Annotated in this window: 17 protein-coding genes; 9 read left to right on the top strand and 8 right to left on the bottom strand. The window is 70.3% G+C overall.

The window, feature by feature from the left end:
• Positions 1–21: 21 nt before the first annotated feature.
• From ACH4SI_RS17905 to ACH4SI_RS17915, 3 genes are all read left to right on the top strand, one after another.
• Entirely contained in the window at positions 22–1236 is a 1215-nt protein-coding gene (locus ACH4SI_RS17905; protein WP_398296701.1) for an exo-alpha-sialidase, read from the top strand.
• Positions 1229–1933 (top strand): SDR family NAD(P)-dependent oxidoreductase, encoded by a 705-nt coding sequence (locus tag ACH4SI_RS17910; RefSeq protein WP_398296702.1) that lies wholly within the window; start codon positions 1229–1231, stop codon positions 1931–1933. Before ACH4SI_RS17905 ends, ACH4SI_RS17910 begins: the two co-directional genes overlap by 8 nt.
• Before the next feature lie 135 nt (positions 1934–2068).
• Positions 2069–2866: an endonuclease I family protein gene (locus tag ACH4SI_RS17915; RefSeq protein ID WP_398296703.1), complete on the top strand. Its 798-nt coding sequence runs from the start codon at positions 2069–2071 to the stop codon at positions 2864–2866.
• Positions 2867–2879: 13 nt separating this feature from the next.
• On the opposite strand, the gene ACH4SI_RS17920 is transcribed toward ACH4SI_RS17915, so the two are convergent.
• On the bottom strand, positions 2880–3530 hold the full coding sequence (locus ACH4SI_RS17920; protein WP_398296704.1) for a ScbR family autoregulator-binding transcription factor: 651 nt from the start codon (positions 3528–3530) through the stop codon (positions 2880–2882).
• Between the two features lie 88 nt (positions 3531–3618).
• Here ACH4SI_RS17920 and ACH4SI_RS17925 point away from each other — a divergent pair, with 88 nt between their 5' ends.
• Both ACH4SI_RS17925 and ACH4SI_RS17930 read left to right on the top strand, forming a co-directional pair.
• A complete protein-coding gene (locus tag ACH4SI_RS17925; RefSeq protein ID WP_398296705.1) occupies positions 3619–4557 on the top strand; it encodes a ScbA/BarX family gamma-butyrolactone biosynthesis protein in 939 nt (312 codons plus the stop codon).
• 278 nt (positions 4558–4835) lie between these two features.
• Complete coding sequence (locus tag ACH4SI_RS17930) at positions 4836–5513, top strand: HAD family hydrolase (RefSeq protein WP_398296706.1); 678 nt, start codon at positions 4836–4838, stop codon at positions 5511–5513.
• 21 nt (positions 5514–5534) lie between these two features.
• Here the strand turns inward: ACH4SI_RS17930 and ACH4SI_RS17935 are convergent, their stop codons facing one another.
• The 4 genes from ACH4SI_RS17935 to ACH4SI_RS17950 form a co-directional block, all read right to left on the bottom strand.
• Positions 5535–6041 carry a hypothetical protein gene (locus ACH4SI_RS17935; RefSeq protein ID WP_398296707.1) on the bottom strand — a complete coding sequence of 169 codons (507 nt, stop codon included), beginning with the start codon at positions 6039–6041 and terminating at the stop codon, positions 5535–5537.
• A gap of 81 nt (positions 6042–6122) precedes the next feature.
• A complete protein-coding gene (locus ACH4SI_RS17940) occupies positions 6123–7106 on the bottom strand; it encodes an SCO0930 family lipoprotein (protein WP_398296708.1) in 984 nt (327 codons plus the stop codon).
• A 196-nt stretch (positions 7107–7302) separates the two neighbouring features.
• The gene (locus tag ACH4SI_RS17945) at positions 7303–8817 is read right to left on the bottom strand and encodes an NADH-ubiquinone oxidoreductase-F iron-sulfur binding region domain-containing protein (protein ID WP_398296709.1); all 1515 of its coding nucleotides are present in this window, start codon (positions 8815–8817) and stop codon (positions 7303–7305) included.
• A complete protein-coding gene (locus tag ACH4SI_RS17950) occupies positions 8814–9554 on the bottom strand; it encodes a hypothetical protein (protein ID WP_398296710.1) in 741 nt (246 codons plus the stop codon). Before ACH4SI_RS17950 ends, ACH4SI_RS17945 begins: the two co-directional genes overlap by 4 nt.
• 499 nt (positions 9555–10053) lie before the next feature.
• Here ACH4SI_RS17950 and ACH4SI_RS17955 point away from each other — a divergent pair, with 499 nt between their 5' ends.
• Positions 10054–11232: a PucR family transcriptional regulator gene (locus ACH4SI_RS17955; protein ID WP_398297114.1), complete on the top strand. Its 1179-nt coding sequence runs from the start codon at positions 10054–10056 to the stop codon at positions 11230–11232.
• A gap of 59 nt (positions 11233–11291) precedes the next feature.
• Here ACH4SI_RS17955 and ACH4SI_RS17960 read toward each other — a convergent pair whose 3' ends face one another.
• Genes ACH4SI_RS17960 through ACH4SI_RS17970 form a run of 3 tightly spaced genes read right to left on the bottom strand, consistent with a single transcriptional unit; the run spans position 11292 to position 14457 of the window.
• Entirely contained in the window at positions 11292–12284 is a 993-nt protein-coding gene (locus ACH4SI_RS17960) for an RNA polymerase sigma factor (protein ID WP_398296711.1), read from the bottom strand.
• Entirely contained in the window at positions 12284–13795 is a 1512-nt protein-coding gene (locus ACH4SI_RS17965) for a DUF1996 domain-containing protein (protein WP_398296712.1), read from the bottom strand. The genes ACH4SI_RS17960 and ACH4SI_RS17965 overlap by 1 nt, the downstream gene beginning before the upstream one ends.
• 20 nt (positions 13796–13815) lie before the next feature.
• Positions 13816–14457, bottom strand: a complete 642-nt coding sequence (locus ACH4SI_RS17970) for a DUF4142 domain-containing protein (protein ID WP_398296713.1) — start codon at positions 14455–14457, stop codon at positions 13816–13818.
• Between the two features lie 787 nt (positions 14458–15244).
• On the opposite strand from ACH4SI_RS17970, the gene ACH4SI_RS17975 reads away from it, so the two are divergent.
• The 3 genes from ACH4SI_RS17975 (at position 15245) to ACH4SI_RS17985 (ending at position 18513) form a co-directional block, all read left to right on the top strand.
• Positions 15245–15841, top strand: a complete 597-nt coding sequence (locus ACH4SI_RS17975) for a hypothetical protein (protein ID WP_398296714.1) — start codon at positions 15245–15247, stop codon at positions 15839–15841.
• A gap of 122 nt (positions 15842–15963) precedes the next feature.
• Positions 15964–17064, top strand: a complete 1101-nt coding sequence (locus tag ACH4SI_RS17980; RefSeq protein WP_398296715.1) for a LacI family DNA-binding transcriptional regulator — start codon at positions 15964–15966, stop codon at positions 17062–17064.
• 99 nt (positions 17065–17163) lie between these two features.
• The gene (locus tag ACH4SI_RS17985) at positions 17164–18513 is read left to right on the top strand and encodes an ABC transporter substrate-binding protein (protein WP_398296716.1); all 1350 of its coding nucleotides are present in this window, start codon (positions 17164–17166) and stop codon (positions 18511–18513) included.
• The last annotated feature ends 8 nt before the right edge of the window (positions 18514–18521 follow it).

Below are 18521 nucleotides of genomic sequence, written 5' to 3' on the forward strand. Positions count from 1 at the left end.
AACCACGAGGAGCCCGGCGCCATGACCGCCGACCATGACATCGCGATACGGCTTTACGACGGCCGGCTCCGGCCGCGGCCGGGCGATCCGGCGCGCCAGGAGGCGTTCCTGCCCGCACCGGCCGTCCAGAACCACGCCGCCAACCTGACGGTGCTGCCCGGCGGCGACCTCGGCTGCGTATGGTTCGGCGGCACCCAGGAGGGCGTGCCGGACATCTCCGTGTGGTTCTCCCGGCTGGCACCCGGCTCCGGCACCTGGTCGGAGCCGGTCCGGCTCTCCGACGACCCGACGCGCTCCGAGCAGAACCCGCTGTTGTTCCCCACCCCGGCCGGTGAGCTGTGGCTGTTCTACACCGCCCAGCAGGCGGGCAACCAGGACACCGCGGAGGTCCGGGTGCGGGTGTCGGGCGACAACGGGGAGACCTGGGGTGCGCCGCGCACCCTCTTCCCGGCCACCGGCGAGGGCGGGGTGTTCATCCGTCAGCCGGTCGCGGTGGCGGGCGACGGGCGGTGGCTGCTGCCCGTGTTCCACTGCGTGTCCACCCCCGGCGCCAAGTGGGTGGGCGACCACGACACCAGCGCGGTGATGATCAGCGACGACGAGGGCCGGACGTGGCGGGAGCGGCCCGTGCCGGGGTCCACGGGCTGTGTGCACATGAACGTCCATCCGCTCCCGGACGGCGCGCTGCTGGCCCTGTTCCGCAGCCGCTGGGCCGACGCGGTGTACCGCTCGCACAGCACGGACGGCGGGGAGAGCTGGAGCGAGCCGGAGCCGACCGAGCTGCCCAACAACAACTCCTCCGTCCAGTACGTCCCGCTCGGCGACGGACGGCTGGCGCTGGTCTACAACCACAGCAGCCGCGCCGACGCGACGGCCCGCCGGGTGTCGCTCTACGACGAGATCGACGACGACGGACAGGCGGGCGACTCCCCGGCCGCCGCGCCCCCGCCGGACGCGCGGACCGAGGACGCCCCCGGCGCGTTCTGGGGCGCGCCCCGGGCGCCGATGACCCTCGCGCTGTCCGCCGACGGCGGCCGCACCTGGCCCGTACGGCGCGATCTCGACGTCGGCGACGGACACTGCCTGACCAACAACTCACGCGACCGGCTCAACCGGGAGCTGTCGTACCCCACCATCCGGCAGACCCCGGACGGCACGCTGCACATCGCGTACACGTACCACCGCCAGGCCATCAAGTACGTCCGCGTCGGCCCGGACTGGGCAGCCGATGGCTGATTCCCCGGGCGGGCCCCGCCACGCCGTCGTCACCGGCGCCAGCTCCGGCATCGGCGCCGCCGTCGCCACCCGGCTGCTGGACGAGGGGTGGCGGGTCACCGGAATCAGCCGTACGGCCCCGCCCCACGGGCACGACCGGCTGCGCTGGCTCCCGGCCGACCTGGCCCGGCCGGAGGAGCTGCCGGAGGCGCTCGTCCCGATGGGCGAGGACGGCCCGCTGGACGCCCTCGTGCACGCGGCGGGCGTCCAGCGCTCCGCCCGGCTGGGCCAACTGGACGCCGAGGACGGGTCCCTCATGTGGCGCATCCACGTCCAGGCGGCCACCGTCCTGGCGGACGCGCTGGTGGGCCGGGTCCGGGACGGCGGCCGGGTGGTGCTGGTGGGCAGCCGGACGATGACGGGCGTCCCGGGCAAGAGCCAGTACGCGGCCACCAAGGCGGCGCTGACGGGCCTGGCCCGGTCGTGGGCGGCCGAACTGGCGCCGCGCGGGGTCACCGTGAACGTGGTGGCGCCGGGGCCGACGGACACCCCGATGCTGCGGGACCCGGGCCGCAGCCGTACCCCGCCCGTCGTTCCGCCGCTCGGCCGGCTCGTACGGCCCGAGGAGGTGGCGGGGATGACGTCGTTCCTGCTGGGCCCGGAGGGCGGTTCGGTGACCGGCCAGACGCTGGTGATGTGCGGGGGCGCCTCGCTGTGACGGCGGGGCCCAGGCTGTTTCCGGTCATGACCCTGACACACAACCTCTTCATGATGTTCACCATTGGACGATCCTGTGCCTGCCACGCTTTCGGGGTTCGAACAACGGTTGTAAATCGGGGAGAGGACACCACACATGACCCGTGTGACCCGCTGGAAATCCCTGGCGCTGCTGGCCGGCGTCGTGACTCTCGCCGTTACGGCGCAGACCCCGGCCACCGCGGAACCCGCCGGCACCGCGTACGACGACACGTACTACCAGGACGCGATGGGCAAGACCGGGGAGCCGCTGAAGGACGCCCTGCACCAGATCATCAGCAAGGACGTCAGCAAGCTCTCGTACGACGAGGTCTGGGACGCCCTCAAGAAGACCGACGAGGACCCGGACAACTCCGCCAACGTCATCCTGCTCTACAGCGGCCGCTCCCAGAGCAAGGACGCGAACAGCGGAAACGCGGACGACTGGAACCGCGAACACGTCTGGGCGAAGTCGCACGGCGACTTCGGCACGTCCACCGGACCGGGTACGGACATCCACCATCTGCGCCCGGCCGATGTCTCGGTCAACAGCACCCGGGGGAGCAAGGACTTCGACGAGGGCGGCTCGGAGGTGGGGGAGGCGCCGGGCAACCGCACCGACGACGACTCCTTCGAGCCCCGTGACCAGGTCAAGGGCGATGTGGCGCGGATGATCCTGTACATGGCGGTTCGCTACGAGGGCGGTGAGGGCTTCCCCGACCTGGAGCCCAACGACAAGGTCGACAACGGCAGCCAGCCCTTCATGGGACGGCTCTCGGTGCTGAAGAAGTGGAGCGAGCAGGACCCGCCGGACGCCTTCGAGAAGAAGCGCAACCAGGTCATCTACGACGACTTCCAGCACAACAGGAACCCGTTCATCGACCACCCGGAGTGGGTCGCCGACATCTGGAAGTAGCCCGGTCCGCCGGTCAGGCGCCCCGGGCCGCCGCCAGCAGGTCGGCGGTGTGGCCGGGGTGTCCTGGGCCTGCCCGCAGCGAGGGCAGCAGCAGGGTCCACAGCTCGGCCAGATGGTCCTCGACGAGCCGTCGCCCGTCGAGGGCCTCGGACACCGTGTGCAGGCCGAAGAAGGCACACACGATGGTCCGGGCGGCGGGCAGCGGATCGACATGCGGGGCCAGCTCGCCCTCGCCGTGGGCCCGTTCCAGCATGGCCCCGACGGCGTCGATCCAGCCGATGAACGGGGGCGGGAAGGGCGCCGCGATCAGGGAGCGCTCGGTCCACAGCCGGGCCCCCGCCCGCACCACGATGTCGTCGCGGAAGGCGCGGGCCACCGCGAAGCTGAGCCGGACGAGCTGCTCCAGGGCGGGCGCCCGTAGCCCGGTGTGCCGGTCGATCAGGGGCGGCCAGGTGGCGAAGTGTTCCTGCACCACGGCGAGGGCGAGTCTTTCCTTGCTGGTGTAGTGGAAGTAAATGGCGCCACTCGTGTGACCCGACCGGGCGGTGATGTCGCTGATGCTCGTTCCGGCGTATCCGCGTTCGTCGAAAAGGGATGCGGCCGCTTCCAGAAGAGACCGGCGTGTTTGTTCGGCCCGCTCTTGCACGTGTTCGTCGTCCTTCATCAGCCGTCCGGTGTGACGCAGTGAACTTAGCGGACTTCAGGCCGCTGATGGTGATGAGGACAGACAGGTCAAACATTATTAGTATTTTATGGTGATCGTTCGCGAGGCTCGCGGCCTTTCGGAGCCGACCGGTCCCACCGGTCGGCCGCTCAGCTGGTCCCGCACCGTGGCGCGTGAGGCCGTGCACCGGGTCTCGGTGGCCGAGGTGCTGCTCACCGACGTCCGTACGCTGGGTGACGGACGGTTCGAGGCGGCCGCCCAGTGGCCGCGGTCCCATCCGACGTTCCCGCACGGCGGGGACGGCCGGCACCATCCGCTGATGATCGCCGAAACCCTGCGCGAACTGGGGATCTACATCCCGACCCGGTACTACGCCGTGCCCGCGGGCGCGCACTTCCTGATCCGCGATCTGTTCTTCCGGCTCGACCCGGAGACCGAGCCACGCGCCCCGCACGGGGCGACCGACATCACCTGCCGGATCGCGGTGACGGACGTCCGCACCGCACCACCCTCCGGGCGGTTCGTGTCCGGGATGCGGCTCGACGTCGGCCTGTGGGCCGGTGGCCGGATCTTCGCGCGGGCCGGGGGCACCGCCCGCTTCCTCGACGGCACGGCCTACGCGGAGACCCGCTCCGCGCACTCGGGCCAGACCGCGCGGCGCCGGCTGCGTGCCGCCGTACGGCCCTCACCGGGGCAGTTGGGCGTCACTGCGGCCCGGGACGTGCTGGTGGTGCGGGACGGGGGAGTGGTGTACCTGGACCCCGCGGACCCCCGCCACCCGTTCTTCTTCGACCACTGGAGCGACCATGTTCCGGGGCTGGTCCTGCTGGAGGGTGCCCGGCAGGGCGCGGCGCTGGCCACCGGGGGCTCGCTGATCCGTCCCCTGGCCATCCGGATGAAGGCGATCCGCTTCACCGAGTCCCATCCGCCCGCGGTGGTCGAGTGCGTCTCCCACGGCAGAACGTGTGTCTTCCGGCTGCGCCAGGCGGACATCTGCACGGCGGTCGGTGTGCTCCAGTACGGCTGACCGCACACCAGGACGACGAACAAGCCGAGCGACGAACGCATTGAGCGACGAACATGCCGAGCGACGAACAAATCGCCGACACAGAGTGACCTATTGCCTACGCGGAGTCATCTCAGTAACGTAGTGATCGTTATGTTTCGGGCAGGCAATTCTCCGCCTGGACGGCTTTTCAGCGCATTCCGCGCGCAGCGCCACACGCCCTTCTCCGCGCTGCTCCCCGTGGCCACAGGCAGGTATCCCTGCGCCGATTCCCCCATCTCTCCTGGAACGGCAGGCAGATGACAGCACAAACCCTTCTCGCATGGACCCCCGCCGCCGTCGTCTTCGACTGTGACGGCACTCTGATGGACTCGGAGCGGCACTGGGTAAAGGCCCGCGAAGTGGTGCTCGAGGACTACGGCACCGTCACCGACGAGGAGTTCGCGCAGCGCACCAAGGGGCTCCACTACACCGAATGCGGCCGCATGATGGCCGAATTCGCGGGACTCCCCGACCTCGCCGACGAGATGACCCGGCAACTGCTGAGCGCATTCCGCAGACTGGTGGCCGAAGACCCGGTCACCATGCCGGGCGCGGCCGAACTGGTCCACAAGGCGGCGGCGTTCGCCCCGCTGGCAGTGGCCAGCAACTGCCCGCGCGACGTGGTCGAGGACGGGCTCTCCAAGGCCGGCCTGCTGCGCTACTTCGACCATGTGCTGGTCCCCGGCGGGGAAGTGCGACCCAAACCCCACCCCGATGTGTATCTGGCGGCCGCCCGCCTGTGCGGTGCGGCCCCCGGCGACGCGCTCGCGGTGGAGGACTCCCACTGCGGCTTCCTGTCCGCCTCCCGGGCCGGGCTGAGGGTGCTCGGCGTGGGACCCCGCAAACCGGTCGACGACCGTCCGCCGGTGGACATGTGGGTCTCCACGCTCGCCGACCCCGACCTGCTCAAGTGGGCCGACTCCCGGGCGGCTTGAGGCTGGGAGCCGTGTCACCGGTCAGTCCATCTTCATCCCGTCGTGGGACTTGCCCTTCTCGTGGGACATGGAACCGCCCTGGGACCCCGCCCCACCGTGGTGCATCATCGAGCCCTGCTCGATGGCCCCGCCGAGCTTCGCACGCAGCGGCTTGAGGGACCCCGAGGACTGGCCGGTGACCGACCAGCGGGCGCCGACCAGATACATGCCCCCGTAGTCCTTCGAGGTGTTCAGCCAGTCCTTCTGGCCCTTCTCGGTGGCGAAGGTGACCATGGTGTACCGGTCGCCCTTGCCGGACTCGCAGGAACCCTGGCGCAGTTCGTCCGCCTCGGTGACGATCGTCGCCTTGCAGCCGATGGCATCGGCGATCTGCGTCAGGGCCGCCGGCTTCCCGGGCTTCCCCAGCTCCTTGGCGGCGTGGGCGTTCTCCTTCTCCGGCTTCTTCCCGTCGGCCTGGCTGCTCCCACCGCAGCCGCTCACGAACAGCAATGCCGCGCAGAGCGCGGTGGCACGAAGTGCGCGTGACACATCAACCTCCCGTCGACATCCGGCGGGAGGCCCGGAGCACCACGCTCCCGGGCCCCCGCCGGGGTGGACCATCATGCCGTCTTACTGGCCCGCCTTCTTGCCCTTGTCGGTCACCGCGAACCAGGTGCCCTTCACGCCCTGGCCGTTGGTGTCGCCGGGCTTCTTGTCACCGACGAAGGTGTAGAGCAGCCAGCAGTCGAAGGCCGCCTGCTTGCTGCCGTCGGGGCGCTTGAAGGAGGTGACCTTCGAGGCGTCCACCCCGGACACCTTGGTGGTGTCGACGGCCTTGACCGGCTTCCACTTGTCCAGGCAGGCGGCGTCGACACAGGCCGTCTTCATCGGCCACGCGCTGTCCTTGTCGAACCGGTAGACGGTCATGCCCTTGCCGTCCACCATGATCTTGCCCAGGTCGGCGTTGTTGTTGACCATCAGCTGCAGGGCGCCGCCCCCGGCCTTCTTGCCGGCCGGCTTTCCGTCCGGGGCCAGCGCGTTCCAGGTGCCGCCCACGCCCTGGCCCTTGGTGTCGCCCGCCTTGGTGTCACCCGCGTAGCGGTAGACCGGCCAGCCCTCCAGGGTCAGCTGCTCGGTGCCGTCGGCCCGCTTGACCTTGCCCAGCTTGCCGGCCTCGATGCCGGCGCCGGCCGTGGCGTCGTCCGCGGGCACCGGCGGCCACTTGGTGGCGCACGCGTCGTTGCAGTTGGACTTGGCCGGCTTAGGAGTGTCCTCGTCGAACCGGTAGAGGGTCATACCGGCGCTGTCGGCGACGAACTTCCCGAGCTTGGCGTCGTTCTTGACCGCGAGCTCCTTCGCCGCGCCCGTCTTGCTGTCACCGCTGCCCGCCGCCGCACCGGTGTCGCTGCCGTATCCACCGGTCGCGCCGGCCCCCGCGGCCGCCGCACCCGCACCCGCCGACGCCGAAGCACCCGCACCCGCCGTCTGGCTGCTGCCGCCCACGGGCTGGACGTTCGCGCTGCCCGCGGAGGTGTCATTGCTGCCACACGCCGCCGTCAGCATGACCATCGCCACGGACACTCCCGCGAATGCGATCTGACGCCGCTTCTCCATGACCACTCCCTGCGAAATCCTTATCGGTGTCCGGCGGTGTAGGCGCCGACACCATGCCCATACGGAGCCCGTGCCGAGCCACGTTCAGCCGGTTTAAAATTTGTCACCAGAGGCAAAAAACGCTGGGTACGTGAGCACAAAACAAGCGACGGCCGTTGCGCAACGGCCGTCGTGGACAGGGGAGTTCGGGGCGGACCTACTCCTCGATGCGCAGCGCCAGCGCGGGACAGCGGCGCACCGCGCGCACCGCCTGGGCGCGCAGCTGGCGGGGCACGTCCATCCGGGCGGAGGACGGATAGCCGTCGATGCCGAGCGTCAGCACCTCGGGCGGCAGGATGTCCGCGCACAGCCCGTGGCCCTGGCACAGCGACCAGTCCACCAGGAGCTTCTCCATCGGGCCCCGCTGCTGCCGCTCCGCGCGCGGTGGCGCGGACGCCGGACCGGGCGGCAGGGCCAGCGGCTGGGTCTCCTCGGGCATCGGCAGTACGCCGAGCGTGGGCCGCCCGCAGCCGGCCCCGAGCGCATGGGACTCGAACTCCTCGGGAAACGCGTCCAGCGCCGTGGTCACGAAGCCCGCCGTGCCATCGGGGTGGCTGCACGCGCCGCGCTTGCGCACCGAGTTGATGTACGCGCGCACATTGTCGATGGACGACTGGCCACCGCCCCGCTCCACCTGGCCGATCGCGTCCGCCAGGGCGGGGAGCCCGATGAAGCAGGGGCCGCACTGCCCGGCCGTCTCGGCGGCCAGCCAGCGGGCCACCCGCGCGGTCTCGCCGAGCGGGCAGGTGTCCTCGGGGATGGGCAGCACCGCGCCCGCGCCCAGCCGCGCGCCGTACTTCTTCATGGATTCGCGCGAGATCGTGGTGGCGCTGATGCTCTTCGGGTCCAGCCACTTGCCGTGGTAGCCGCCCACCAGCACACCCTGGCCGGGGGAGAGCCCGCACAGCTCCAGGACGTACGTCAGTGGCACCCCGGTCGGCGTCTCCATCACGTACTTACCGCCGACCGTCAGCAGCGTCGTGCCCGGCTCGGTGGGCAGCCCCACCGAGCGGTACGGCAGGGCGCCCATCCGCGCCGCGACGGCGATCTGGGCGTAGGTCTCGGTGTTGGACAGCAGGGTGGGCAGCCCGCCGAGACCGTTTTCGCTGGACCGGATCTTCCGGCCGTTGGGGATGGCCGGGGCGCCGCTGATGCCGTTGATGACGGCGCCGCCCTCACCGGCCACGAACCGGTCGGGCGTCACGCTCACATCCACCGGGACCCCGCTGGGCCCGCGCTCGGCGATGGCGGCCCTCAGCGACTCCTCGACATCCGGCCGGTGGCAGGCGATGACGACCTCCTCGGCGCCGATCGCCTCGGCGGCCAGGGTGGCGCCGTCGATCACCAGATGCGGGGTGTGCAGCAGCAGGGCGGTGTCCTTGAGGCAACTGGGCTCGCCCTCACTGCCGTTGACCACCACGTTGCAGCGGCCGCCCGCACGGCCCGCCGCCTCGACCACCGCACTGACCTTCTTGGCGAACGGGAAACCGGCCCCGCCGCGCCCGCGGAGATCGATGTTCTCCGCGAGCGCGACGAGTTCGTCCGCCCGCAGGGCGGGCATCGTGCCGTGCACCGTCAAGTGGCCGACCCGGTCGAGCCGGTACGCCTCGTCCAACCCGGCGAGCAGCCGGGGCGGATCGACACAGGCCAGCCTGGGTTTTGTCGTGATCACCGGTCCCACCCACGGGAGGCACCGAGCCGTTCACCGTCCCGTCGGCCCGAGTCGGCCGCGCGGGGCCGCGGCACAGTGGGCGCGGCGCGCCGGGTGCGGCCTTCCTGAAGGCCACGGGCGGGTGGGTTCCTCACCGAGATGCCGTCCCCTCGATCGTCGTCCTGGCTGCGCCGGGCTGCGAGCCGCATCCACAGCGCGATGGCCACTCCGGCCAGGGCCGCGATGTAGCCGTATGTCGCCCAGGTCTTGGCCGCACGTCCGGCCTTCAGACCATGGATCAGCGCGAGGCCCCAGGCGGGGTAGGCGCCCACGTGGAGCGCCCGCCACCAGCGGTACCGCCAGCGGGAGTTGCCCGCGGCGGCGAACGAGCTGCGGACCGCTCCGGTCACCGCCGCGATGACGAAGAGGTAACCGGCAATGGTGCCCAGCCCGATCAGTACCGGCTGCTTTGCGTCAGCGAACGGTAGCACGCTCGAAGCTGCGTTCGTGTGGTCCTCCGTGACCTTCACCCAGATGTGAATGACCAGGAAGAGGAGGCCGGCGACCGCGGCCGCCCGGTGGATGCCCTGGGCGATGAGCCGGTGGTTGGAGTGCAGGATGAGCTGGTCGGTCGCGGCGAGCCCCCACATGACCGCCGCGGTCAGGCAGACCAGGGCGAGCACCCCGGCGCCGAAGTCGAGGAAGAGGAAGGTCTGGCTGAAAGCGCCGGCGTTGTACGTCACGATGAGGGACAGCACGAGGGTGGCGACGATAGCGTAGATGCGGATGTTCCGGGACCATCCGATTCCGGGCTGGTCCTGTCGAGTCCGGCGAGCGGCTCGTCGTCCTCCAGGTGCTTGGCGTCCCCCGTGGCGTCGCCCCTGTGAGGGAGAAGGCGTTTGGGACATGGACATTGGAGCCTCCCGATCGCGCGTGTTCCGCGCGGGTGACGAGATACGTCAAAGTCGTCTTGGGGGCAGCAGCTTCTCGGAACTCCACGTGATCTCCATAAGATTTGTCGTAACGTGACAACTTCTCGTGCATGAACACTGCCCAGACCGTCTTCGGCTGATCCACTGTCATCCCGATGGCAAAGACCCGGCAAAGCACCGGGACCGGTAGGGGCGCGGGTCCTCTATGAGGTAGCGGAGGACCCTCGACTCCCTTTCCGGACCGGACGAGCCGGAGACGGAGGCAACCTCCATGGGTCCGACCGACCCCCCAACGGTCGGACCTCCCCCCGGCAAGAACGAGGTAATGATGGGCGAACTGGTGAACCGCATCTGGTCCCGCCCCCGTGGCGAGTGGACCCGCGTGCTGCGCAATGAGCTCCCGTCCCTGGCCGACGAGGTGCTCGAGAACCTCCGGGCCAGAATCCCGGGATTCGCCGACCTTCTGGAGGACACCGAGCGCGAAAAGGTCCGCTGGGAAGTCGAGCAGGCTCTCCTGACGGCGCTCGGCCACCGGAAGGCGGGCGAGGAGGGCGCCGGACCGCAGGCTCTCTCCGACGCCGCGTACGGCGAGGAGCCGCCCACGGACATACCGCCCGAGCGGGCCCGGCGCGACCTCTTCGAGGCGCTGATCGGCGAAGTCTCGGTGTCCGAGCGGACGCTGGCAGAGCTGTCCCGGGCGGCCCGGTGGCCGCTGCCGGAGACGGTCCAGGCCATCGCCCTGCCCACCCCGGGCGAGGCACCGCCACTGGCCGCCGTACTGGGAGACACCCTGATCGGCGCCGTCGGCGACGAGTTGTGCCTGCTGATCCCCGACCCGGACGCGGACCCCGATCCCGCCCCCGACCAGGGCGCGGAGCGGCTCCAGGACGGCGAACGGGACATGGACCGGGAAGCGCCCGCGGACCCGGGCGTCCGTGGCGCGCTGGAAGCCGCGCTGCGCGGCCGGACCGCCGCCGTGGGCCATGTGGTGCCGCTGAACGACGCGGCGTCATCGGTCCGGTGGGCCCGGCGGCTGCTGACCATGGCCCCCGGCCGTGGCGGCCCCGACCCCCGGGTGCTCTTCGTCGACGACCATCTGTCGATGCTGCTGCTGCTTCAGGACGAGTCCCTGGTCCGGGCGTTGGCCGCGCGCTGGCTCAAGCCGCTGGTCGGACTGACCCCCCGGCAGAGCGAACGGCTGCAGATGACCCTGCTGGCCTGGCTGGAGGGCGGTGGCGCCCCCGAGGCGGCCAAGGCGCTGAAGGTGCACCCGCAGACGGTGCGGTACCGGCTGCGCCAGATAGAGAAGCTCTTCGGCCCGGGCCTGCGTGACCCGCGAATACGGTTCGAGCTGGAGATGGCGTTGCGCGGCCGCAGGCTGATGGCGCAGATGGACCGCATCCGGCGCCATGCGTCCCGGGCGAGCCGACGACCCCGTACCGGCGCTGCCCCAGGCGTCCGTCCGCTGGGTATCGCCCGGGAGGCGCGCGTCAACGGCCTCTGAGCACACCGACACCACCAAGGACTGCCGGTCGCGATCGCGGTCGGCAGTCCGGTGCGTGGTCAGCGGATCGGAGGCGCCGCCGTGGGATTCGCCGTGTGATTCGCCCTGCGCATCGCGGCGTTGAGGCCCAGCAGTTCCTTGTACGCGTGGGCACAGAAGGCGCACTCCGCCAGGTGGCGCGCGAGCGTGTGGCCACGCACCCCGCCACGCCGCACCGAGGCGCCGATCATGCCGCTGAAGTGGCGGCAGCGGGCGTTCGCCGCGGACTCCAGGTGGGACTGCAGATACGACTCCCGCAGCCCCTCGCGAGCGCGGAAGGCCAGGGAGGTGACACCGCTGGGGGAGATACCCAGTAAGGACGCCACGCGCCGCGGGGATTCCTCCTCGACCAGCGTGTGCCACAGCACGATCCGCCAGCGCTCCGGAAGCCTGCGGAAACTGCGGATGAGCAGCTGACGGTCCTCGCGCGCCACCAGATGCCACTGTGGGTCGGCCGTGGGCGCGTGCTGCCGCCAGGACTCGAAGTCCGCGGTCAGCAGGATCTGGCGCTCGCCCTCGCTCCATTCCAGCGCCGTGTGACGCACGACGGTCAGCAGATACGGCCGCCACGGGCCCCGCGGGCCGCCGCCCGCCCGGACCGCCTGGAACGTGCGGATGAACGCCTCGGAGGCCAGATCCTCGGCGTCATGCAGCGCCCGGCAGCAGGTCCGGGCGTACGAGAGCGTCGCCTGGTGGTGGCGGCGGTACAGGAGGTCGCCCGAGGCCGGGCTGGTGGCGCCCGAGGCGTACTCCTCCCTGAGCCGGCGGGTCAGCTCCTGGTCGGACAGCGCACCGGCGCCGGTGGCGGAGACTCCCCACACGCACGGACCGCCCGGCTCCCGGATGGCGGGAAGGACCGGACGGTCTGAGGGGTCGGGGTGGCCGACGTGGCCGTGGCCGGGGTGGTCCCCGGCGTCGTCGTCGGCGGCCGCGTCGCCCGCGGCCCGGTGGTGTGACGCAGCGCGGCGCGCGCCGACCTTGCGGCCGGCGCGCGCCTCGTGATCACCTGCCATCAGTTTTTGCACTGCTGGCCACTGTTGATGCAGTCCACAGCCTTCTTCATGAGGTCATCCGACATCACGTTGATGAAGTCGTCGTGGTCGGTGATGGGCTTGTGCAACTGCTCGGGGAAGCCGTCCACGGCGAACGGCGTGTCGCCCGGGTTCTCGTAGCTGATGGTGTTCACCAGCTGGGGGATGGCCTTGAAGCCCTGCGGGCAGGCGCCGTCCGCGCCGGCGTTCTTCACGTGGTCACGGTGGTTGGCGCTGTCGATGTTCTTGCCGTCCCAGCAGCCCTGGAAGTCGAAGGTGCGCAGCAGGTCACTGCCCTGGGGGCAGAGCGGGTACTTGTCCGTCAGCTGACGGTCCTCGAAGCCGGAGCAGCTCCAGGAGGCGTTGGCGTTGGCATCGCCGTTGGTGAAGGCCTTGGCGTCACCGGTGATGATCCGGAGGAACTTCGGCATGGCCGTGACCTTGCTCTTGGCGTTGCCCTTGAACTCGATCTTGGAGGCCTTGGGGGTCAGGATCGTGCCGACGTTGCCTTCCTGGCCGCCGCCGAGCTGGTCGGCGTCCGCCTCGTCCTTGCCGTCCTGGCTGCGGACCACCGGCCAGTAGTAGGTCGACTTGTCGTCCTGGTTGGCGCAGGAAGTGCCGCCCTGCTCGAAGGTCTGGTTGTTGGCGAACGCGTCGTTCTTGTCGCTGCCCACGTAGTCGTGCATGTGGTGGGCGCCGTTGCTGACACCGGGGGCGACGATGACGTTGTCGCTGTTGCGCAGGCCCGCCTCGCCGACGCCGCACTCCGAAGTGAAGGTGCCGGCCGAGCCGTTGCCCTGGACCTGCGGCTCCTGCTTCGCGTTCGGCTGCACCTTGGTGATGTCGACGAAGTCGTTCTGCGCGGGGCCGTTGCCCGCCTGGCCACCGGCATTGCCGGGCACGTCGTTGGCGCCCTCGCCGCCCTGCTGCTGGCCGCCCTGGTCGCCGCCCTGCTGCTGGTTGCCACCTTGCTGCTGGCCCTGCTGCTGGTCGCCACCTTGCTGCTGGCCCTGTTGCTGCTGGCCGCCCTGCTGGCCCGCCTGCGCGACCTGCTGCATCTTGCAGTCGGCCATGCCCTGCATCTGGGCGTTCTGCCCGCCGCCCTGGCCCATGGCCTGGCCCATCTGGCTGAGCGTCTGCTGGCGCTGCTCGTTGAGCTTGCTCAGGACTTCATTGCCCGAGGCCTGGCCCTTGTTCATCTGCTGGTAGGCGGTCGCCACCTGGTTGTCCAGCTCACCGAGGCCCTTGGCGACCTGGGACTGGGAACCCTTCGGCACATCGCCGCTCAGCTTCTGGCTCACATCGGGGCAGCTGATCGTGCCACCGGCGGATTTGGCCGATACGGCGCCACCTTGGGCGGAAGAGTCCTTGTCACCACTTGCGGATGCGTTGGCGGTGATGATCGCGGCCCCGCCGCCACCAAGTGCCAGAGCGGCGACGATGGCGACCGTTTTGTTCTTGAACCGCCCGCGCTTGTGGGTCTGTTGCCTCATGAGATCACTTCACTTAGTCGTTAGAGGGCGTCGTAGTCGACAAGCCCGGTGTCCTCGAGGACCGTGATGTGGTCGAGAACGATGGTGTTGGCCCTGGTGGCCAGAGACCTGACCATGGAGTTCTTGCTCTGGGCACGTACCTGTGCCACCAGATTGAACACCTTCCCGTGTGCAGCGCGCAGGAATTGCGCGAACAAACGCTCGAATTCTGCGCTGTTCGGTGCCTTGGTCATCTCGTCCAGCCAGCCCTGCTGCTGGTCGTTGGGCTGGGTGGGCAGGGTGATGCCCAGGGCCTGCGCGACTTCGTCCGTACGGCGGTTGAGTTCGGTGTGGCCGTCGATGAGGTGCTGGCCCGCGGTCTTGACGGCCTCCGTGGTGCCACGTTCCTTGCCCATGCGGCCAGAGGGGAGTTCCCAGAGTCCGGCGAGCTTGACCTTGCGTACGAAGTCCCGATCGGTCGGCGTGAGTGGTCCGTACTGGGTGGTGACCGTCCCGCCGCCGTCGTCGGAGACGCCGTTGGGAAGTACCGCGGCGCTGCTCGAGCTGAACAGGCTCACGGGGATGAGAATTGCCGCGAGCGTAACGGCGAGCGCACCAATGATGAGCCCGCTGCCGAGCGTACGGCTGGATGCGATGGATCTGCTCAGGTTTGCTGATCGCACAGCGCCCTCCTTGCTTCGGAGTGACACCGGACGCTAGTGCCTGGTGTGGCACGGTCGTGGAGACCTCATCACTAGTGAATAAAGCCGGGACAGGGATCTCTACTGGTTGGTATTCTCCGCGCCCGCGCGTTGGAGGCGTGGATTCGTCCCGGAATCCGTCGATTTCCGCGGCGCTCAAAATTTTTTTCCCGCCGCATTGAGCACCACGGCGCGGTCCTACGTATGGCAGGGAGAACCCCTCGCCATCACCACGACCGGAAGGGCCCAAGCCGTGCGAGCGATCGCGATGAACCCGACGTCGGTGACCAGTGTTTCGCGGACCGTCCCTGGAAACCGTTCTGCGTCGAAACCGCCGATGCTGTCACTGGCCGCCCGGGACCGGACCCCGGCGCCCCATCAGCCCGTGCCCCACGAGCCCGCCGAGGAGGGGACGGGCGCCGCGGTGGTCCGGCTGTTCCCGGGTGGCCGGGGTCCGGCGCCGGACGGTGACGGCGCGGCGGGTGCCGCCCCGGGCCGGCTCTCCTCTTCGCGTCTCCCCTTCAGGCCTGTCCTCTATATGGGGGAGAGGCGTTATAGGGGAGAGGACCGGGCCGGGCGGCCGCCCGGCGGACCCGAAGCCGCCTGAGCTGCCAGGGCCGCTGATGGTCGGTCGGCGTCGGTTTCCTGACGTATGACACTATGCCGGAGCGCGGTTCCCTCACCTCTGACCTGCTGGTACGGCCCACCCACGGCGCAGGTAGCGTGTGCCCGGTCAGCCGGTCGGGCAGGGCGCAACAAGAGGTGAGACGTGGCCGCGGTGCGAGAGATGTTGTCGAAGCGGGTGGACCAGGCGCGGCGGGAGTTGCCCGGCCACTATGCCCATCTCTTCGACGGGCGGCCCGAGGTGGACATCTCCACCACCGAACTCCGCCCCGACCAGGCGGTCCAGCTGGCCACCGCGTACGGCTACCGCCACCATCGGACCCGGGGCTCCAAGTCGGTCCGCTACCGCGTCTTCGTACCGGACCACGACGCCGCTGCGCAGCGGGAGGCAGTGCCGCCCGGCACACCCTTCGAAGTGGCCGCCCGGCATCCTGCCTTCCACGACCGCAGCGCCCGGGCCGCCCGCAACCACGCCGAGATGATCGAGCGGGAGCGCAGCCTCGTCAAGCTGGTGCCGGCCATGGTGCTGGTGCTGTTCCTCGCCGTCGGACTGCTGGTGCAGCTGATCCAGACCGGCAAGCCGGTGCTGCTGGTGCCGGTCGTCTTCTTCGTCGTCCTGGAGATCGCGCTGCTCCTGATGCTGCGCGCCGGCCGGCGCAAGCAACGTGTTCTGGAGGTGCAGGCCGAGTGGCTGATGCGCCGCTACCCCCCTGACGGCTTCCCCGACAGCTTCGGTGTGTGACGACGCCCCCGGCGACGCTGATCGAATGATCGCTACTATGGCGGTGTTCAGCGGGTAACGAAAAGCCGATCGCGTCGACGCACAGTCCGGCCGTACGCGTCCGGCGAGACGGGCGGTGGCACATGCGGGAACCGGCGCGGAAGCGGCAGGCGCGGATCGCGGACCTGGTGGAGTCCCGGGGCAGCGCGCGGATCACCGATCTCGCGGATGAACTGGGGGTTTCCGTCGTCACCGTACGGCGGGACGTCGAGGAGCTGGCCCGCCGGGGTGAGGTGCGCCGCGGCCACGGGGTGGCCCGCTCGCTGCAGCCGATGGCCGCGGCGTCCACCGTGCCCCCGGACGGCGTCACCGGCGACACGGTCGGCATGGTGATCCCGGAGCGCAACAGCTATCTGACCGAGTCCGTGCAGGCGGCCCGGGAGGCCGCCGAGAAGGCGGGGCTGCGGCTCGCGCTGCACATCGCGGCCGACGAGCACGACGCCGAGCGCACCGCGGTGCGCTCGGCGCTGGACGCGGGCGCGCGCGGGCTGCTGCTCTCGCCGCGCTGGCGCACGGCGGACGAGGCGGCGCGGGATCACTCCTGGCTGCATGACCTGGACGTCCCCGTGGTGCTGCTGGAGCGCCGCCCCGAGCGCGGCAGCTCCCACTACGAGCTGGACTGTGTGCGCTCGGATCACGCGTACGGGGTGCACCTGGCGCTGGGGCATCTGACCTCCCTCGGCCACCGGCGCATCGTGCTGGCCGCGCGCGACGACAGCCCGACCGCCAGGGTGATCCAGGCGGAGTTCGCCGGGCAGACGGCGGCTCGTGGCATCGGCGAGGGCTGTACGGCCATCCTCAGCTCGCGCACCGCGGGCCCCGATCCGCGCGCCGCCGATCCGCGGGCGGTCGACCTGGCGGAGACGCTGCGCGGGACCGGGGCCACCGCGACGCTGATCCACAGCGACATGGACGCGCTGGTACTCGTCCAGCGGCTGCGGGAGGCCGGCGTCGAGGTGCCGCGGGACTGTTCGGTGGTCGCGTACAACGACGTGGTCGCCGACATGGGTCAGATCGCGCTCACGGCCGTCGCCCCGCCCAAGGCGGAGGTCGGCCGGGCCGCCCTCGGGCTGCTGCTCCGGCAGCTCGACCACGCCCGGGAGGGCCGGTGGCCGGGGGCCGCCCGCCACCTGGAGCTGCTGCCCGGTCTGGTGGTGCGGGATTCTACGGCCCCGCGCTCCTGATCGTTTGACCGCTTTGGTTTCTTCTGTTCGATCTATTGACGGTATTTCCGTCAAGCGATCAGGATCTCCCCTGACTCCACCGCGAACAGGGGAGGGTCCATGCCTGGTCAAAGAGGCCCAGGACGCGCGGCTACCGGACGCCGGGCGACAGCCGGAACGACGGCACTGCTCACACTGCTCGCCCTCCTGCTGACCGGCTGCTCCAGCGGCGGCGGAGCGAACACCGCCAAGGACGGCCCCGTCCACCTCACCTTCTGGTCCGCGCTGCGCGGCAGCCAGGAGGTGGTGGACGAGTTCAACCGCACCCACGACGACATCAAGGTCGACTTCGCACAGGTCCCCTCGGGGGAACAGGGCGGCTGGGCGAAGCTCAGCAACGCCGCACGCGCGGGCAACGCTCCCGACGTGGCCACCATCGAATACCCCCAGCTGCCCGGCTTCACGATCGACGGGGTGCCCCGGGACATCAGCAAGCTGCTGCCCGACTCGGTACGCCGCAAGATCCTGCCGCAGGCGCTGGACCTCACCACCTTCGACGGGCGCACCTACGCCGTACCGGTGGACATCGAGCCGATGGTCTTCCTGTACCGCAAGGACATCTTCACCAAGAACCACATCCCGGTCCCCAGGACCTGGGCGGAGTTCGAGAGTTCGGCCCGCAAGCTGAAGAAGGCCGCGCCCCGGTCCCGTATCGCCAGCCTCTTCACCACCGGCGGCACGCTCTACATGGCCGCGTACGCCTGGCAGGCCGGGGGCAAGTGGTACGACACCTCCGGCGACACCTGGCGCGTGGCCATGGACGACGCCCCGACCCGCAAGGTCGCCAAGTACTGGCAGGGACTGAAGGATGACGACCTGGTGCGGGTGGAGCCGTCATCCAGCCAGCAGTGGCGGGCCCATCTGCGCAGCGGTGAGACGGCCGGCTATCTGGCGGGCGCCTGGGCCGCGGGATCGATGATGGCGTCCACCCCCGACGGCAAGGGCAAGTGGGCCATCGCGCCGGTGCCGCAGTGGGACCCGGCCAAGCCGAAGGTGAGCACCCAGGGCGGCTCGACGTTCATGGTCACCAAGGACAGCGACCATCCCAAGGAGGCCATGGAGTTCATCTCCTGGATGGTCACCAGCCCCGACGCCCTGCGCGCCAAGCTCTCCAGCGGGGTCAGCAGCGCCTTCCCGTCCGTGCCCGGTTTGGTCCCGGTCGCCCGCAAGGAGATGGACACCAGCTACTTCTCCGGTCAGGACATCTTCGGCCTCTTCGACCAGCAGGCCAAGCTGATCGCCCCCACCTGGAAGTGGGGCCCGCGGATGGTGTCGACGACCACCTCCGGTGACGACGGTCTCGCCAAGGCCGGTGCCGGCAGCGGCGGTGTCCTGGAGGCGTTGCGCGAGGCCCAGAGCCGGACGATGCCCGATCTGAAGAGCCTCGGCCTGTCGGTCACCGAGCGCTGAATCCCGCC

This window comes from Streptomyces sp. NPDC021212 (assembly GCF_044332925.1).
Classification (GTDB): Bacteria; Actinomycetota; Actinomycetes; order Streptomycetales; family Streptomycetaceae; genus Streptomyces.

What these genes read in the sequence shown, in the direction of transcription:
- ACH4SI_RS17960 (WP_398296711.1), bottom strand. Translation starts at nt 12,284, where the DNA reads ATGGCAGGTGATCACGAGGCGCGCGCCGGCCGCAAGGTCGGCGCGCGC.
- ACH4SI_RS17940 (WP_398296708.1), bottom strand. Translation starts at nt 7,106, where the DNA reads ATGGAGAAGCGGCGTCAGATCGCATTCGCGGGAGTGTCCGTGGCGATG.
- ACH4SI_RS17985 (WP_398296716.1), top strand. Translation starts at nt 17,164, where the DNA reads ATGCCTGGTCAAAGAGGCCCAGGACGCGCGGCTACCGGACGCCGGGCG.
- ACH4SI_RS17955 (WP_398297114.1), top strand. Translation starts at nt 10,054, where the DNA reads ATGATGGGCGAACTGGTGAACCGCATCTGGTCCCGCCCCCGTGGCGAG.
- ACH4SI_RS17965 (WP_398296712.1), bottom strand. Translation starts at nt 13,795, where the DNA reads ATGAGGCAACAGACCCACAAGCGCGGGCGGTTCAAGAACAAAACGGTC.
- ACH4SI_RS17925 (WP_398296705.1), top strand. Translation starts at nt 3,619, where the DNA reads ATGGTGATCGTTCGCGAGGCTCGCGGCCTTTCGGAGCCGACCGGTCCC.
- ACH4SI_RS17910 (WP_398296702.1), top strand. Translation starts at nt 1,229, where the DNA reads ATGGCTGATTCCCCGGGCGGGCCCCGCCACGCCGTCGTCACCGGCGCC.
- ACH4SI_RS17930 (WP_398296706.1), top strand. Translation starts at nt 4,836, where the DNA reads ATGACAGCACAAACCCTTCTCGCATGGACCCCCGCCGCCGTCGTCTTC.
- ACH4SI_RS17915 (WP_398296703.1), top strand. Translation starts at nt 2,069, where the DNA reads ATGACCCGTGTGACCCGCTGGAAATCCCTGGCGCTGCTGGCCGGCGTC.
- ACH4SI_RS17905 (WP_398296701.1), top strand. Translation starts at nt 22, where the DNA reads ATGACCGCCGACCATGACATCGCGATACGGCTTTACGACGGCCGGCTC.
- ACH4SI_RS17980 (WP_398296715.1), top strand. Translation starts at nt 15,964, where the DNA reads ATGCGGGAACCGGCGCGGAAGCGGCAGGCGCGGATCGCGGACCTGGTG.
- ACH4SI_RS17920 (WP_398296704.1), bottom strand. Translation starts at nt 3,530, where the DNA reads ATGAAGGACGACGAACACGTGCAAGAGCGGGCCGAACAAACACGCCGG.